The sequence below is a fragment of the Nocardioides aestuarii genome, from assembly GCF_039527245.1.
GTDB classification, from domain to species: Bacteria; Actinomycetota; Actinomycetes; order Propionibacteriales; family Nocardioidaceae; genus Nocardioides; species Nocardioides aestuarii.
Map to the genome: position 1 here is coordinate 2,442,992 of NZ_BAAAJT010000002.1, position 14,697 is coordinate 2,457,688.

The following is a 14,697-nucleotide window of genomic DNA, read 5'->3' on the forward strand; positions in this document are numbered from 1 at the left end:
GCCAGCACCTCACACCTCCCCGTGGTCGACGACGGCCACGCCGCCGGCGGGGACGCTACCGGGGAACCTCCCGCCCGTCAGCAGGTCGCGGCCGCTGACCTCGACCGCGGCAGCGGCGTCGGTGTGGTTGATGACGAACGACCAGGTCGAGCCGCCGTCGCCGTGGCGGCGCACGACCTCGACGCCGGCAGGCGCCAGACCGTGGGCGACCCCGGCGCGGTCGAGCAGCGACTCGACCAGACGGTCGGTGCCGGCCCGGTCCAGCCGGGTGGCGACGTACCACGCCTCGCCCTCCCCGACGGTGCGTCGCGTGATCGCGGGGAGCCCGGCCGCCGGCCCGTCGACGTACGACGCCACCGGCTCCGCGCCGCGCAGGTGGACGTGCTCGGCCCACGTGTCGGCGCGGCCGCCGTCGTCGAGGTGGACCGTCTCGCCGGCCGGCAGGGGAAGGAACTCCTCCACCCACACCCCGAGCAGGTCGCGGTAGGCGCCGGGGTAGCCGCCGAGGCGGACGTGGTCGTGCTCGTCGACGATGCCGCTGAAGTAGGTGACCGCGACGACCGCGCCGGCCTCCGCGGTCGCCCGGAGAGCGTCGGCGGCCCGGTCGGTCACGGTGTAGAGCGTGGGGACGAGCACGACGTCGTAGCCGGACAGGTCGTGCTCGGGGTGGACGACGTCGACACCGACCTGACGGTCGGTCAGGGAGCGGTGGAGGTCGTGGGCGCGGTCGAGGTAGCGGACGTCGATGCTGGGGTGGGAGTCGAGCTCGCTGGCCCACCAGGCCTCCCAGTCGAAGAGGATCGCGACCCTGTTGTCGGCCCGGGCGCGGGCGACCGGCTCGAGGGCATCGAGGTCGGCGCCGAGGCCGCAGACCTCGCGCCACAGGCGCGTGTCCGTGCCGGCGTGGGGGACCAGGCCGGAGTGGAACTTCTCCGCCCCGGCCCGCGAGGCGCGCCACTGGAAGAAGAGGATCCCGTCGGACCCGCGGGCCACGTGGGCCATCGCGTTGCGGCGCAGCTGGCCGGGACGCTTCGCGACGTTGCGCGGCTGCCAGTTCACGGCGCTGGTCGACGTCTCCATCAGCAGCCACGGGGCGCCGCCGGCGACCCCGCGGGTGAGGTCGCTGCAGAACGCGAGCTCCCGGAAGCCCTCGGGGTCCTCGGCGCGGAGGTAGTGGTCGTTGGTGACCAGGTCGACCTCGCGGGCGAAGGCGAAGTAGTCGATGTCGCGCACGTGGTCGGTGACCATGAAGTTGGTCGTGACGGGGACGCCCGGGGACAGCTCGTGGAGCAGGTCGCGCTCGGCGACGAAGTTCTCGATGAGCTGGTCGGAGGAGAACCGGTGGAAGTCGAGCTGCTGGGTGGGGTTGGGGAACGCCGGGGCCGACCGGGGCGGGTTGACCTCCGCGAAGTCGGCGTAGCGCTGCGACCAGAAGGCCGTGCCCCAGGCCTCGTTGAGCGCCTCGACCGTGCCGTAGCGCTGCTCGAGCCAGCCCCGGAACGCCGCGGCGCTCACGTCGCAGTAGCAGCGCGCGACGTGGCAGCCCGACTCGTTGCCGACGTGCCACAGCGCCAGGGCGTCGTGGTGGCCGTAGCGCTCGGCCAGGACCCGGACCAGGCGCAGGGCGTGCTCCCGGTAGACGGGGGAGGAGGGGCAGTAGGCCTGCCGGGCGCCGGGCCAGAGGGTGGTGCCGTCGACGGTCACGGGCAGGGTCTCGGGGTGGCGGTGCGCCAGCCACGGCGGTGGCGACGCGGTCGCCGTGGCCAGGTCGATCCGGATGCCTCCGGCGTGGAGCCGTGCGACGACCTCGTCGAGCCAGCCGAGCTCGAAGCGCCCCGGCTCGGGCTCGATCCACGCCCACGAGAACACCCCGAGCGTGACCAGGTCGACGCCGGCCTGCTGCATGAGGGCGACGTCCTCGACCTGGACCTCGGTGGGCCACTGCTCGGGGTTGTAGTCGCCTCCGTAGGCGAGGCGCGGGAGTGGGGCAGGCATGCGGACACTGTGGACCCGGCCTGTGGCGAAGTCAACAGAAACCATCACAGGGTCGTCCAGAGATGTTTGATCGTGCAACTACCGGATAGCGGCGTTACGAGTCCGAATCGTTGCTGACGAGGGGGTTGACAGCGTCAGTGACGACCGTCACGCTGCTCGGAACGTGTTCAGTTCTGTCCGTTTCGGCGGTCACAGGTGTTGGAGGTTCACATGGTCAGCGCTCCCCGTCCCCGGTTCGGACAGAGCATCCCCGGCTCGGCGATTGCCACGGCCGCCTCGACGCGGCGCAGCTTCCTGCGCAACGCCGCCCTCGGCGGGGCGATCCTCGGCGCGCCGAGCCTGCTCGCGGCGTGCGGCGGTGACTCGGGCGGTGGCGGCGGCAGTGCCGACGGCACGGTGAAGTTCGGCCTCAACGAGGCGCAGGGCTCCGGGCCCGCCTACGACCGCGCGGCGGCCATGGTGGCGGCCTACGAGAAGAAGACCGGGCGCACGGTCGACGTCAACGCCGTCGACCACAACACCTTCCAGGAGAACCTGAACACCTACCTCCAGGGTGCGCCCGACGACGTCTTCTCCTGGTTCGCCGGCTTCCGGATGGCCCAGCTCGCCGAGAACGGCCTGATCTCGGACATCAGCGACGTGTGGCCGATCGACGGCATGACCGACGCCTTCAAGACCGCGGCCACCGCGCCCGACGGCAAGCAGTACTTCGTGCCGGTCGCCTACTACCCGTGGGCGGTGTTCTACCGGAAGTCGGTCTTCGAGAAGAACGGCTGGGTCGCACCCGAGAACAAGGACGACCTCGACGCCCTGATGCAGGACATGCAGGGCAAGGGCATCACGCCGTTCGCCTTCGGCGACAAGGACGGCTGGCCGGCGATGGGCACCTTCGACATCCTCAACATGCGGCTCAACGGCTTCGACTTCCACATGGAGCTGATGGCCGGTGACGCGGCGTGGGACAGCGCCGAGGTCAAGAACGTCTTCTCGACCTGGGGCGACCTGCTGCCCTACCACCAGGAGGACCCGCTGGGCCGGACCTGGCAGGAGTCGGCCACCTCCATGGCCAAGGGCGACTGCGGCATGTACCTGCTCGGCACCTTCGTCGTCGACGCGATCGCCGACACCCAGGACGACCTCGACTTCTTCACGTTCCCGGCGCTCGACGACTCGATCGGCAGCGACGCGCTCGACGCCCCGATCGACGGCTTCTGCCTCGCGGCGGGCGGGCCGAACCAGGAGGGGGGCAAGGAGATGCTGAAGTTCATCGGCACCGCCGAGGCCGCCGACGCGGCCAACAACGGAGCTGACGCCCCGATGATCGCGGCCAACGCCAATGCCTCCACCGACACCTACTCCGACCTCCAGAAGAAGTCGGCCGAGGTCGTCGGCGCGGCCGCCAACATCGCGCAGTTCCTCGACCGCGACACCAACTCCGACTTCGCGTCGACGGTGATGATCCCCTCGATCCAGGACTTCCTGAAGAACCCCGGCGACATCGACGGCATCACCGCCTCGATCGAGCAGCAGAAGCAGTCGATCTTCTGAGCGGCGGAGCCGTGGACAACGACACCACCACGACGAGGGCGGTCCCCCGTCGCCGCCGGATGGCGGCGGGCGACCGGCTCGTGGTCACCCTCATGGTCGTGGTTCCGGCGCTGCTCGTGCTGTGGCTGGTGTGGCTGCCGGCGCTGGGATCGATCGCGCTGTCCTTCGGGCGGTGGAACGGCTTCGGTGACCTGAGCACCATCGAGTGGATCGGCTTCCAGAACTACCGCGACGTCACGACCATCTACCCGCCGTTCTGGCCAGCGGTGCGCCACAACCTCATCTGGCTGGTGTTCCTCTTCGTCTTCCCGACCCTGCTCGGCATGCTGCTGGCGGTGGTGCTCGACCGGGAGATGCGGGGCGGCCGGTTCTACCAGACGGCGTTCTACATGCCGGTCGTGCTGTCGCTCGCGCTCGTCGGCTTCATCTGGCAGCTCTTCTACTCGCGTGACCAGGGCCTGATCAACCAGGTCTTCGGAAGCGAGGTCGACTGGTACGGCGACCCGAACGTCAACCTGTGGGCCGTGCTCGTCGCCACCGCCTGGCGGCACACCGGCTACATCATGCTGATCTACCTGGCCGGGCTGAAGGGCGTCGACCAGTCCCTGCGCGAGGCCGCGGCGGTCGACGGGGCCTCGGAGTCGAAGACGTTCTTCTCCGTCGTCTTCCCGGTGATGAAGCCGATCAACATGATCGTGCTGGTCATCGTGGTGATCGAGTCGCTGCGCGCCTTCGACATCGTCTGGGTCATCAACAAGGGGCGCAACGGGCTCGAGCTGATCGGAGCCCTGGTCAACCAGAACGTCATCGGCGAGGCGACCCGCTACGGCTTCGGCTCGGCGCTGGCCGTGATCATGATGGTGATCTCCTCGGTCTTCATCGCCATGTACCTGCGGATCGTCTTCCGCGAGCAGGAGGAACGATGAGCTGGTCCGACAGCGGGACCGCGGTGGCGGTCCCCGCCACCGAGGCCCGGGCCGACACCCCGCCCGAGCGGGTCGAGGGGGGCGTGCTGAACCGACGGCGCGGTGCCGTCGCCACCGTGGTGATGCTGGTCCTCGCCCTCGTCTGGCTCTTCCCCCTGGTGTGGGCGGTCCTCAACTCCTTCCGGAGCTATGAGTACACCCAGGCCAACGGCTATCTCTCGCTCGGCGGCTGGACCTTCGACAACTACGAGCAGGCATGGCGGCAGGGCAACTTCTCCCAGTACTTCGTGAACTCGCTCTACATCACGGTCCCGGCGGTGCTCCTGACGCTGTTCCTGTCGTCGCTGGTCGCCTTCGTGCTCGCCCGCTTCAGCTTCCGCTTCAACCTGGCGCTCCTCGGCTTCTTCCTCGCCGCCAACCTGCTTCCGCCGCAGGCCCTGCTGATCCCGGTGTTCCGGATGTTCCGCGAGATCCCGCTGCCGCTGTGGATGAGCGACTCCGGGTCGATGCTGTCGAGCTACTGGGCGCTGATCCTGGTCAACACGGCCTTCCAGATCGGCTTCTGCACGTTCGTGCTGAGCAACTACATGAAGACCATCCCCAAGGAGGTCTACGAGTCGGCCCAGATCGACGGGGCGGGCGTGTGGCGGCAGTACTGGCAGCTGACGATGCCGCTGGTGCGGCCGGCGCTCGCTGCGCTGGCCACGCTCCAGGTGACGTGGATCTACAACGAGTTCTTCTGGGCGACGGTGCTGATCCAGGACTTCGACAAGCTGCCGGTCACCTCGGGGCTGAACAACCTCCGCGGCCAGTTCTTCACCGACACCAACCTGGTGGCGGCGGGCTCGGTCCTGGTCGCGCTGCCGGTGCTCGTCGTCTTCTTCGCCCTGCAGAAGCAGTTCGTGTCGGGCCTGACGCTGGGTGCCACCAAGGGCTGACCAGGACCTGACCAGTGCGGGTCAGGAGCTGGTCAGACGTCGGCCTCCATGGCGGCGACGAAGTCCTTCTTCACCGTCCGCCAGGCCTCGTCGGTCATCGTGCGGCGCCAGTAGGGCGAGCAGGACATGTCGGGCCGGGTGAACCCGCCGTCGGTGAGCAGGTGACGGCGGATCGCGCGGATCTCCTCCGCCTCGCCGTGCACGAAGGCGTGCCCCCGGCCGGACGGGAGGCTCAGCCCGGCGACCGCGTCGGGGAGCGACGCCGGACGGTGCAGCCACTGCAGGTCGAGCCCGGACGGCGTCGCGAGGTCAATCTCGTGGTCGGGGCCGTCGCAGAGCAGTCGTACGAGCACCGGGACGCCGTCAGGGCAGGCCTCGAGCGACGCGGCGATCGCGGGCAGGGCGGACTCGTCGCCGACGAGCAGGTGCCAGTCGGCCGTCGGATCAGGGCGGTAGCCGCCGGACGGTCCGTCGAAGTCGAGGGCATCACCCGGCGCAGCCGCGGCCGCCCACGGACCGCCGACGCCGTCGTCACCGTGGACGACGAAGTCGAGCGTGAGCCGCCCCGTCGCCGGGTCCCACGACCGGACGGTGTAGCGACGGCGCAGGCCGTCGGGCGGGAGCGCCACGTTGACGTAGGTGTCGGTCGCGTCGGGCATCTCGAACCCGGCAAGGCCCTCACCGCCGAGGACGACCCTGATGAGGAGCGGCGTCAGCCACTCGGTGCTCTCGACCTGTCCCTGCCATCGCGTCACAGGAGACAACGCTAGGTCACCCTTGGTTGAGGTCGGACGCCTTGTTGCTGATGACCTCGCGCCGTTCCTCGGGCGAGAGCGCCTCGAGCGCCGGTACGACGTCAAGCCCGTGACCGCTGACCTCGTGGGCCTGGGCCAGCGGGACGACCGTGTGGACCACCTGGCGGTCGGCGTCGTCGCCGTAGAGGTGGAGGACCGTGAAGGCCTGGTGGCCGTCGACGCCGGAGATCAGCCGGTCGAGCGGAGCCGGGTCGGCGGTGTAGCAGCTCGCGGAGGCGACCGACACGGGGATGCCGGCGAAGGTCGACCACGACGTGTAGTGGAAGTGGCCACCGACGATGGCGCGCACGTCGGAGCCACGCACGACCTCGGCGAGCCGGTGCTGGTCCTGCAGCTCGATGACCGCCGCGACCGGCAGCATCGGGACCGGGATCGGCGGGTGGTGGAGCGCCAGCAGGGTGCCGTGCTCGGACGGGACGACCAGCTGGTCGGCGAGCCAGTCGAGCTGGCTGTCCTCCAGGTCGCCGTGGTGGTAGCCGGGGACGCTGGTGTCGAGGGCGAGGACGCGCAGCCCGCGGACGTCGTAGGCGCGGTCCTGGGGCCCGACGGCGTCGTGGTCGGGGCTGCTGCCGAACAGTCCGGCGGCGTACGGCGCCCGCTCGTCGTGGTTGCCCATCGTCCAGACGACCCGGGCACCGAGGTCGGCGACGACCGGGTCGACCAGCTCGCGCAGCCGCGCGTAGGCCGCGGGCTCGCCCCTGTCGGCGAGGTCGCCGGTGAACGCCACGACGTCGGGGACGGGGTCGAGCCGCCGCAGCCGGTCGAGGGCGAGCAGCAGGCCCGCCTCCGGGTCGATCGCGCCGTACTGGCGAGCGCCCCCGGCGAGGAGGTGGGGGTCGCTGAGGTGGGCGACGGTGTGCACGGGGCGGGGGTACTGCCCGAACTGGACCACGCGCCGACTCTAGGCCGCCGGGTGGGACGATGGAGCACGTGCCACAGCAGATCCACGACATCGGCAGACGCCGGGCGTGGGCGATCTGGCTGGTGGCGCTGGCCGTCTACCTGCTCGCGGTCTTCCACCGCAGCTCGCTCGGCGTCGCCGGGCTGATCGCGGCCGACCGCTTCGACATCGAGGCGACCCAGCTGTCGCTGTTCACCGTCCTCCAGCTGCTCGTCTACGCCGGCATGCAGGTGCCGGTCGGCGTCCTGCTCGACCGCTACGGCTCTCGCGCGATGCTGCTGGCCGGCCTGGTCTTCATGACCGCCGCCCAGGTGGCCTTCGCTTTCTCCGAGTCGTTCCCGACCGCGGTGCTCGCCCGGGCGGTCCTCGGCGCAGGCGATGCGATGGTCTTCATCAGCGTGATCCGGCTGGTCGGTGCGTGGTTCCTGGTGCGGCAGGCCCCGCTGGTCACCCAGCTCACCGGCCAGGTCGGCCAGGTCGGCGCGATCATCGCCGCGGCCCCGCTGTCGTGGGCCCTCCACGAGCTCGGCTGGACCGCCGCCTTCGGCCTCGCCTCGACCGTCGGTGTCGTGCTGATGGTCGCCGTCGCACTCGTGGTCAAGGACTCGCCGTACGCCGCGAGCGGGATCACGCCGGTGAAGCTGCGGGCGCTGGCCCGGTCCGTGCAGACGGTCTGGGGCAACCCCGGCACGCGGCTCGGGATGTGGTCGCACTTCACGCCCCAGTTCTCCCCGACGGTGTTCGCGATGCTGTGGGGCTTTCCCTTCCTCGTGCGCGGGCAGGGGCTCTCGACCGGCGCCGCGAGCACGCTGCTGATGCTGATGACCGGCTGGGTGATCATCAGCGGCCTGGTGCTGAGCTGGCTCGTGACCCGGCTGCCGCTCTACCGCTCCTGGATCGTGATCGGCGTCGTCGGGCTGATCGCGACCACCTGGACCGTCGTCCTGCTCCGTGACACCGCGGCGCCGATGTGGCTGCTGGTGGTCCTCGTGCTGGCGACCGCGACCGGTGGCCCGGCGTCGATGGTCGGCTTCGACCTCGCGCGCTCGTTCACCCCGCTGGAGTCACTGGGCCGGGCCAACGGGCTGGTCAACATCGGCGGCTTCGCGGCCTCGCTGATGACGATGGCGCTGGTGGGGATCGTCCTCGACCTCCGTCAGCCGGGCGGCATGAACGCCTACGACCTCGACGACTTCCGGGCCGCCCTGTGCGTGCAGTACCTCTTCTGGACGATCGGCGTGGTCCAGATCCTGCGCTACCGCCACCGCGGACTCGCCCACCTGCGACGGGTCCACCCCGGCGCGGTGGAGTCGATGAAGCGCGGTGAGCCCTTCGTCCACCCCGGCTTCAGCGACCGCGAGGGCGTCTGACGGCTGGTCAGTCGAGTGCCGGCACGATCGTGCCGGTGACCTCGCCGAGCGCGATCCGACCGCCCCGGGTGCCGGGGGCGGTGTAGCGCAGGGTGACGGTGTCGCCGTCCTCGAGGAACGTCCGCTCGCGACCCGCGGCCGTGAACGGCTCCTGGCCGCCCCAGCCGAGCTCGAGCAGCGACCCGCGCTGGTCGCGCTCCGCGCCCGAGATCGTGCCCGAGGCGACGAGGTCGCCGGTGCGCAGCGACGCCCCGTTGACGGTCATGTGGGCCAGCATCTGGGCGGGCGACCAGTACATCGACGAGTACGGCGGCCGGCTGACGACCTCGCCGTCCAGCTCGACCTCCACCGCGATGTCGAGGCCACGTGCGCTGCCCGGCGCGAGGTAGGCCAGCGGCTCGGGGTCCTGGCCGGGCAGGTCGCACCACGCGGCGTCGAGCGCCTCCAGGGGCGTCACCCAGTGGGAGATCGAGGTCGCGAACGACTTGCCGAGGAAGGGGCCGAGCGGGACGTACTCCCACGCCTGGATGTCGCGGGCGCTCCAGTCGTTGAGCCCGACGACTCCGAAGACGTGGTCGGCGAAGTCGGCGACCGCGACCCGCGAGCCCAGCGCCGACCCGGTGCCGACGACGAAGCCCAGCTCGGCCTCGATGTCGAGACGCCGGCTGGCGCCGTAGGACGGGGAGTCCTCCGTCGGCGCCTTCCGCTGGCCGCACGGGCGGACCACGTCGGTGCCGCTGGGGACGACCGTGCCGGCGCGGCCGTGGTAGCCGACGGGCAGGTGCTTCCAGTTGGGGAGCAGCGGCTCCGCGTCGGGGCGGAACATCTTCCCGACGTTGGAGGCGTGGTCGAGGGAGGCGTAGAAGTCGACGTAGTCGGCGACCTCGACCGGCAGGTGGAGCGTGACCTCGCCCAGCGGCAGCAGGTGGGGCTCGACGAGGTCGCGCTCGGTCTCGTCGGTGAGCAGGCCGGTGAGCCACGTGCGCAGCGACGCGCGCACCTGGCGGCCCTCGGCCATCAAGGCGTTGAGCGAGGGCTCCTGGAAGACGTGGTGGGAGTCGAGCATCTCGGCGGCGGCGACGGGCGCTACGTCGAGGACGAGGTCGCCGATCCGCACCCCCACCCGCGGCTCCTCGCCGGGGAGGGAGAAGACACCCCAGGGCAGGTTGTCGACGTCGAAGAGGGAGCCCGCGGCACCCTCGACCCAGCAGTCGGTCACGAGTCCTCCAGGAGTGACAGGGCGATCAGGTCGTCGCGCGGCTCGACCACCGAGCAGGAACCGAACGAGGTGAACCACCGGCGCGCGCGGCGCAGGTCGCCGTCGTCGACGGCGTCGAGCAGGGGGCCGGCCTCGCGCTGCTCGAGCAGGGCCACGACGTCGTCGCGGGAGGCCCCGTCGAACGCGCGGATCGTGGCGGCGAGGACGTTGAGGAAGCCGTGGTGGGTGAACCCGTCCGTGTTCTCGTGGCGCAGCGCGTTGTGGAGCCCGGCGGTGCACTTGAACGGCGTCTCGCGGTCGAGGGCGGCGTCGATCCAGCCGGCCAGGGCGTGCGGGTGGGGGAAGAGGTGCTCCTCGAGGCCGCCCGTGCGGAACTTCAGCCGGAGCCCCGACTCGGCCACCACGTCGGCCGCGCGCAGCCAGCCCCCGGTGTCGGCGACGTGCGGCAGCTCGACGTACGCCGACTCGGGGTCGAGGCCGGCCGCGTCGACGGCCGCGGCGACCCGGCGTGCGTTGCCGGGCAGGTCGTCGAGGTCACGCAACGCGACCTCGACGCCGGCCAGCTCGTGGCCACCGCGCTCGACCAGCCGGAGAGCCGGGTCGATGCCGCCCGCGCCACCGGTCACGACGACCGAGAGGCGCAGCGGCTGGGCCACCTCGGGGACCGCTCGGTCGGTGACGACGAACGACCCGACCAGGTCGGACCACCACTCGCCGCGCCGTGCGGCGTGGTCCTCGACGGCAGTCGGCAGCGGAGCGTCACCGGGTGGGAAGACCGCCGCGTCGTCGACGAGGCCGGCCCAGGTCCGGTCGAGTGTCGGTGTCATCACCGTCACTCTAGGGGCCGGGTCAGTCGGCCGCCGTCCAGGCCTGCTTGAGGCTCACCCGTCCCTGCGTCTGCAGCAACGCGCGGCGGTAGAGCCGCTCGGCGAAGACCACCGTCGCGGCCATGGCGGCGGCCAGGATCGCGATGGCGATGACCGGCTCCCACCACGCGGCGTCGCCCTGGAGCAGCCTCATCGGCATCAGCACGCAGGAGAACGGCGGGACGTAGGACGCCACCGTCAACGCGGTCCCCTCGAACAGGAACGCCCCGAAGAAGACCCCCATCATGAGGAACGAGAGCGGGGTCGCCGTCGTCTGGAGGTCCTCGGCCCGGCTGGCGAGGGCACCGGCCACGGCCCACCAGCAGGCCAGGAAGCAGAAGCCCACGACGAAGAAGGCGACGAACCAGCCGAGGCCGCCGCTGAGCGCGGGCAGGAAGCCGCCGTAGTCGGTGAAGGAGATGCCGATCAGGCCGACGGTGACCAGCAGGGCTGTCTGCGCGATCGCGAGCAGCGTGTTGCCGGCGATCTTGCCGATGAGCAGCTGGCGAACCGGGATCTTGGTGGTGATGATCTCGACGACCCGGCTCGACTTCTCCTCGGTGATGCTGCCGGCCAGCGTGTAGCCGAAGCCGAGCGCCGCGAAGTAGAAGAGGAAGGCGAGCGCGACCCCCATGGCCTGGGCGAAGCCCTGCCGCTCGGCGTCGCCCTGGAGCAGGTCGGTCGAGACCTCGCTGCCGGCCTGCAGCTCGCCCAGCGTCGTGCCGGCGTCCTCGGCGTTGGCGGCGAGGACGGCGTCGCGGAGCACGGTCGCCGCGGCGCGCTCGACGTCGCCGGGGACCCCCTCGTCGCCGATGAGGAGCCAGCCGTCGTCGGTGGGCCTGATCAGGAGGTCCGCGTCGCCGGACCGCAGCGCGGCCTCGCCCTCGGCCTCGGTCGCGACCTGCTGGACCTCGACCCGCACCGACTCGTCGACGTCGGCGGTGCGCTCCTCGAGCAGCGTCGCGGCGTCGAGGGCGTCGGCGGTCGCGACGACCTCGTAGGTCTCGGTGTCGTTCTCGCTGACGACCTGCCAGCCGATGAAGCCGGTGATCAGCACGAGGGTGATGGCCGTGCCGACGAGGAACGCCTTGTCGGTGAGCTTGGTCATCACCTCGCGGCGGGCGACGAGCAGCCACGGGTTCTCGGTGTTCATGCGGTGACCTCCCGGTAGATCTCGGCGAGCGGCGTGCGGACCTCGGCGAGCTCGACGACCTCGCCACGCGCCAGGCCCTCGGTGAGCAGCGCCCGGCGTACGTCGGCGTGGTCGGCCGCGGGGCTGGGGCGCTCCGCGAGCTCCACCACCGCGACCGGGCCGTCGACGTCGACGACGTGGAGGCCGCGGACGTCGCGGACCCAGCCGGCGTCGCGGTCGACGACGAGCCGGAGTCGGGCGGGCCCGCGGGAGCGGAGCTCCTCGACGGTGCCCTGGGCGACGACGCGGCCGGCGCGGAGGACGACGAGCCGGTCGCAGAGCTGCTCGACGAGGTCGAGCTGGTGGCTGGAGAAGAGGACGGGGACGCCGCGAGCGGTCTCCTCGCGCAGCAGGTCGACCATCGAGTCGACGGCGCTCGGGTCGAGACCGGAGAAGGGTTCGTCGAGGACGAGGGCCTGGGGCTCGCCGAGCAGCGCGGCGATGATCTGGACGCGCTGCTGGTTGCCGAGGCTGAGCTTCTCGACCCGGTCGCCCGCCCGGTCGGCGAGCCCGAAGCGCTCGAGGGCGCGCTGCGCCGTACGACGTGCGTCGCCGGCGGCGAGGCCACCGAGCTCGCCGAGGTAGACGAGCTGGTCGAGCACCTTCTGCTTGGGGTAGAGGCCGCGCTCCTCGGGCATGTAGCCGAAGCGGCGACGGTCGGCGTCGGTGATCGGCCGGTCGTCCCAGAGGACCTCGCCGCCGTGGAGACCGAGCAGCCCCATCACCATCCGCATGGTGGTCGTCTTGCCCGCGCCGTTGCCACCGACGAAGCCCGTGAGCTGGCCCGGGGGGACCTCGAAGGAGACGTCGTCGACGACCGTGGTGTCACCGAAGCGACGGGTCAGTCCGCGTACCTGGATCATGCCTCCACGCTAGGGAGTCGGGGCCCCAGGCGGATCCGTCTGGCGGGGGAGATCGTCAGCCGACCAGGCCCGCCTTGTGGGCGAGGACGACGGCCTGGACGCGGTCGCGGAGGTGGAGCTTGGCCAGGCAGTTGGACACGTGGGTCTTGACGGTGGCCTCGCCGACGTAGAGGCGTGCGGCGATCTCGGCGTTCGACAGGCCCTCGCCGAGCAGCTCGAGCACCTCGCGCTCGCGTTCGGTCAGCCGGTCGAGCATCGCCACCGCCTCGGGGTCGGCGGCGTCGGCGTCCGCGGCGGGCGCGGCGGTCATCTCGGCGATGACGCGGCGGGTGACCTCGGGGGAGAGCAGGGCGTGCCCGTTGCCGACGGCGCGCACGGCCTCCACGAGGCGGTCGGCCTCGCAGTTCTTCAGCAGGAAGCCGCTCGCCCCGGCGCGCAGGCCGGCGAAGAGGTAGTCGTCGCGGTCGAAGGTGGTGAGGATGACGACCTTGCCGAGGCCCTCGGCGACGACGTCGGCGGTGGCCTGGATGCCGTCGACGCGGGGCATCTGGACGTCCATGAGCACGACGTCGGGCCGCAGCGCGCGGGCGAGGGAGACGGCCTGCTCGCCGTCGCCGGCCTCGCCGACGACGTCGATGTCCGGCTCCACGGACAGGATCATTCGGAAGCCGGAACGGACCAGGGCCTGGTCGTCGACGAGCAGGACGCGCAGGGGGTCAGTCACCGGCTGCCCCGTGGAGCGGCAGACGGACCCGGACCCGGTAGCCGCGGGTCGCCCGCGGTCCGATGTCGACGACGCCCCGGTGGGACGCGACCCGCTCGCGGATGCCGAGCTGGCCGAGGCCGGTGCCCGACGTGCCACTGCGCTGGCGGCCGTCGTCCACGACCTCGACCTCGGCGAAGGGGGAGCTGCCGCCCTCCGTGACGCGGAGCGTGACCGAGGCGCGGGAGGCGGTCGAGTGGCGTTCGACGTTGGCCAGGGCCTCCTGCACCGTGCGGTAGAGGGACAACCCGACGGGGCCGGGCAGCCGGCCCGCCGCGCCCTCGCGGTCCTCGACGACGTCGTACGTCGTGCGGAGGCCGCTGCGCTCGGCGACCAGCGCCGGCAGGTCGACGGCGCCGGGGCCGGTGGTGCGGTCGGGCTGGTCGAGGCCGGTGCCCTCGGCCTGGCCCTCGATGTCGCGCAGGGTGCCGAGCAGCGAGCGCATCTGGGTGACCGCCTCGCGGGAGCTCTCCTCGATCGCGCCGAGGGCGGTGGTGGTCGCCTCCGGGTCGCGGTCGTGGACGCGGCGCGCGCCGGCGGCCTGGACGCCGATGACCGAGACGTGGTGGCCGACGACGTCGTGGAGCTCGCGGGCGATCCGCAGCCGCTCGTCGACGACGGCCCGGCGGCGCAGGGTCTCGGCCTGGCTGGCGATGGTGGCTGCCTGGTCTGCCAGCGCCTCGCGCTGCCGGGCGCTGCGCCAGGCGACCTGGCCGCCGATGATCGCGCCGACGAAGTAGGCGACGTTGACGATGAAGGTCAGCAGGACGAGCGCCGGGATCGCGGGCAGGAAGCCCTCGGACTGCGTGGCCTCCTGGTCGCCGAGGTACTGCTGGAGACCGGTGCCGATGGCGAACTGCCAGCCCACCCAGCAGAGCATGAAGGCGAGGATGGTCCCGCTGACCAGCAGCGACGTACGCCGGCTCCGGCCCCAGGCCATCGCGGAGAAGAGGCCGACGAAGTAGACGATCTGGAGCGAGAGCTGGGCCATGACCTGGGGCATGACCACGCCGGTGACGAACATGTGCGCGGCGAGGTAGACGGCCGTGGCGACCGGGAAGCGGCGGCGCAGGACGACGGCGACGGCCGCTGCGGACATCACGAGGTAGATCACCCAGAAGGGCTGGTCGACGCCGTGGAAGGCGCCGGCGCTGCGGGCCATCTCGAGCGTGGCGATGCCGATGGCCTCGACCGCCGCGCCGGTGGCGACGTCGCGGCGCCCGATCGGTGGCACCGGGCGCGACCAGTCGTCCTCGAGGGCGAAGAAGGTGGACAGCGTGCTCACGTCCCCACCCTAGGGA

The 14,697-nt window shown here is 71.6% G+C and carries 13 protein-coding genes; 4 read left to right on the forward strand and 9 right to left on the reverse strand.

Annotated elements, in window-relative coordinates; all coding sequences use genetic code 11:
• Positions 1–9: 9 nt before the first annotated feature.
• Positions 10–1,995: a beta-galactosidase gene (locus ABD091_RS12365; protein WP_343918814.1), complete on the reverse strand. Its 1,986-nt coding sequence runs from the start codon at positions 1,993–1,995 to the stop codon at positions 10–12.
• 210 nt (positions 1,996–2,205) lie between these two features.
• Between ABD091_RS12365 and ABD091_RS12370 the strand changes: the two genes are divergently transcribed.
• Genes ABD091_RS12370 through ABD091_RS12380 form a run of 3 tightly spaced genes read left to right on the forward strand, consistent with a single transcriptional unit; the run spans position 2,206 to position 5,407 of the window.
• Complete coding sequence (locus ABD091_RS12370) at positions 2,206–3,543, forward strand: ABC transporter substrate-binding protein (RefSeq protein WP_343918816.1); 1,338 nt, start codon at positions 2,206–2,208, stop codon at positions 3,541–3,543.
• Between the two features lie 11 nt (positions 3,544–3,554).
• Positions 3,555–4,469, forward strand: a complete 915-nt coding sequence (locus ABD091_RS12375; RefSeq protein ID WP_343918818.1) for a carbohydrate ABC transporter permease — start codon at positions 3,555–3,557, stop codon at positions 4,467–4,469.
• Entirely contained in the window at positions 4,466–5,407 is a 942-nt protein-coding gene (locus ABD091_RS12380; protein WP_343918820.1) for a carbohydrate ABC transporter permease, read from the forward strand. Before ABD091_RS12375 ends, ABD091_RS12380 begins: the two co-directional genes overlap by 4 nt.
• 32 nt (positions 5,408–5,439) lie before the next feature.
• On the opposite strand, the gene ABD091_RS12385 is transcribed toward ABD091_RS12380, so the two are convergent.
• Complete coding sequence (locus ABD091_RS12385; protein WP_343918821.1) at positions 5,440–6,162, reverse strand: siderophore-interacting protein; 723 nt, start codon at positions 6,160–6,162, stop codon at positions 5,440–5,442.
• Positions 6,163–6,178: 16 nt separating this feature from the next.
• The gene (locus tag ABD091_RS12390; protein WP_343918822.1) at positions 6,179–7,114 is read right to left on the reverse strand and encodes a metallophosphoesterase; all 936 of its coding nucleotides are present in this window, start codon (positions 7,112–7,114) and stop codon (positions 6,179–6,181) included.
• Between the two features lie 38 nt (positions 7,115–7,152).
• Here ABD091_RS12390 and ABD091_RS12395 point away from each other — a divergent pair, with 38 nt between their 5' ends.
• Positions 7,153–8,493: an MFS transporter gene (locus ABD091_RS12395; protein WP_343918823.1), complete on the forward strand. Its 1,341-nt coding sequence runs from the start codon at positions 7,153–7,155 to the stop codon at positions 8,491–8,493.
• Between the two features lie 7 nt (positions 8,494–8,500).
• Here the strand turns inward: ABD091_RS12395 and fahA are convergent, their stop codons facing one another.
• The 6 genes from fahA to ABD091_RS12425 are packed head-to-tail and all read right to left on the reverse strand — an operon-like array spanning position 8,501 to position 14,681.
• The gene (gene fahA, locus ABD091_RS12400; RefSeq protein WP_343918825.1) at positions 8,501–9,712 is read right to left on the reverse strand and encodes a fumarylacetoacetase; all 1,212 of its coding nucleotides are present in this window, start codon (positions 9,710–9,712) and stop codon (positions 8,501–8,503) included.
• Positions 9,709–10,539: a hypothetical protein gene (locus ABD091_RS12405; RefSeq protein WP_343918827.1), complete on the reverse strand. Its 831-nt coding sequence runs from the start codon at positions 10,537–10,539 to the stop codon at positions 9,709–9,711. Before ABD091_RS12405 ends, fahA begins: the two co-directional genes overlap by 4 nt.
• A gap of 22 nt (positions 10,540–10,561) precedes the next feature.
• Positions 10,562–11,731, reverse strand: a complete 1,170-nt coding sequence (locus ABD091_RS12410) for an ABC transporter permease (RefSeq protein ID WP_343918829.1) — start codon at positions 11,729–11,731, stop codon at positions 10,562–10,564.
• Positions 11,728–12,633 (reverse strand): ABC transporter ATP-binding protein, encoded by a 906-nt coding sequence (locus tag ABD091_RS12415; RefSeq protein ID WP_343918833.1) that lies wholly within the window; start codon positions 12,631–12,633, stop codon positions 11,728–11,730. The genes ABD091_RS12410 and ABD091_RS12415 overlap by 4 nt, the downstream gene beginning before the upstream one ends.
• 55 nt (positions 12,634–12,688) lie before the next feature.
• On the reverse strand, positions 12,689–13,357 hold the full coding sequence (locus ABD091_RS12420) for a response regulator (protein WP_343918835.1): 669 nt from the start codon (positions 13,355–13,357) through the stop codon (positions 12,689–12,691).
• The gene (locus tag ABD091_RS12425) at positions 13,350–14,681 is read right to left on the reverse strand and encodes a sensor histidine kinase (RefSeq protein ID WP_343918837.1); all 1,332 of its coding nucleotides are present in this window, start codon (positions 14,679–14,681) and stop codon (positions 13,350–13,352) included. The genes ABD091_RS12420 and ABD091_RS12425 overlap by 8 nt, the downstream gene beginning before the upstream one ends.
• Positions 14,682–14,697 lie beyond the last annotated feature (16 nt).

Bases quoted from the DNA above. Each gene is read 5' to 3' on its own strand.
- ABD091_RS12365 (WP_343918814.1), bottom strand. From the start codon at position 1,995: ATGCCTGCCCCACTCCCGCGCCTCGCCTACGGAGGCGACTACAACCCC.
- ABD091_RS12370 (WP_343918816.1), top strand. From the start codon at position 2,206: ATGGTCAGCGCTCCCCGTCCCCGGTTCGGACAGAGCATCCCCGGCTCG.
- ABD091_RS12380 (WP_343918820.1), top strand. From the start codon at position 4,466: ATGAGCTGGTCCGACAGCGGGACCGCGGTGGCGGTCCCCGCCACCGAG.
- ABD091_RS12405 (WP_343918827.1), bottom strand. From the start codon at position 10,539: ATGACACCGACACTCGACCGGACCTGGGCCGGCCTCGTCGACGACGCG.
- ABD091_RS12410 (WP_343918829.1), bottom strand. From the start codon at position 11,731: ATGAACACCGAGAACCCGTGGCTGCTCGTCGCCCGCCGCGAGGTGATG.
- ABD091_RS12415 (WP_343918833.1), bottom strand. From the start codon at position 12,633: ATGATCCAGGTACGCGGACTGACCCGTCGCTTCGGTGACACCACGGTC.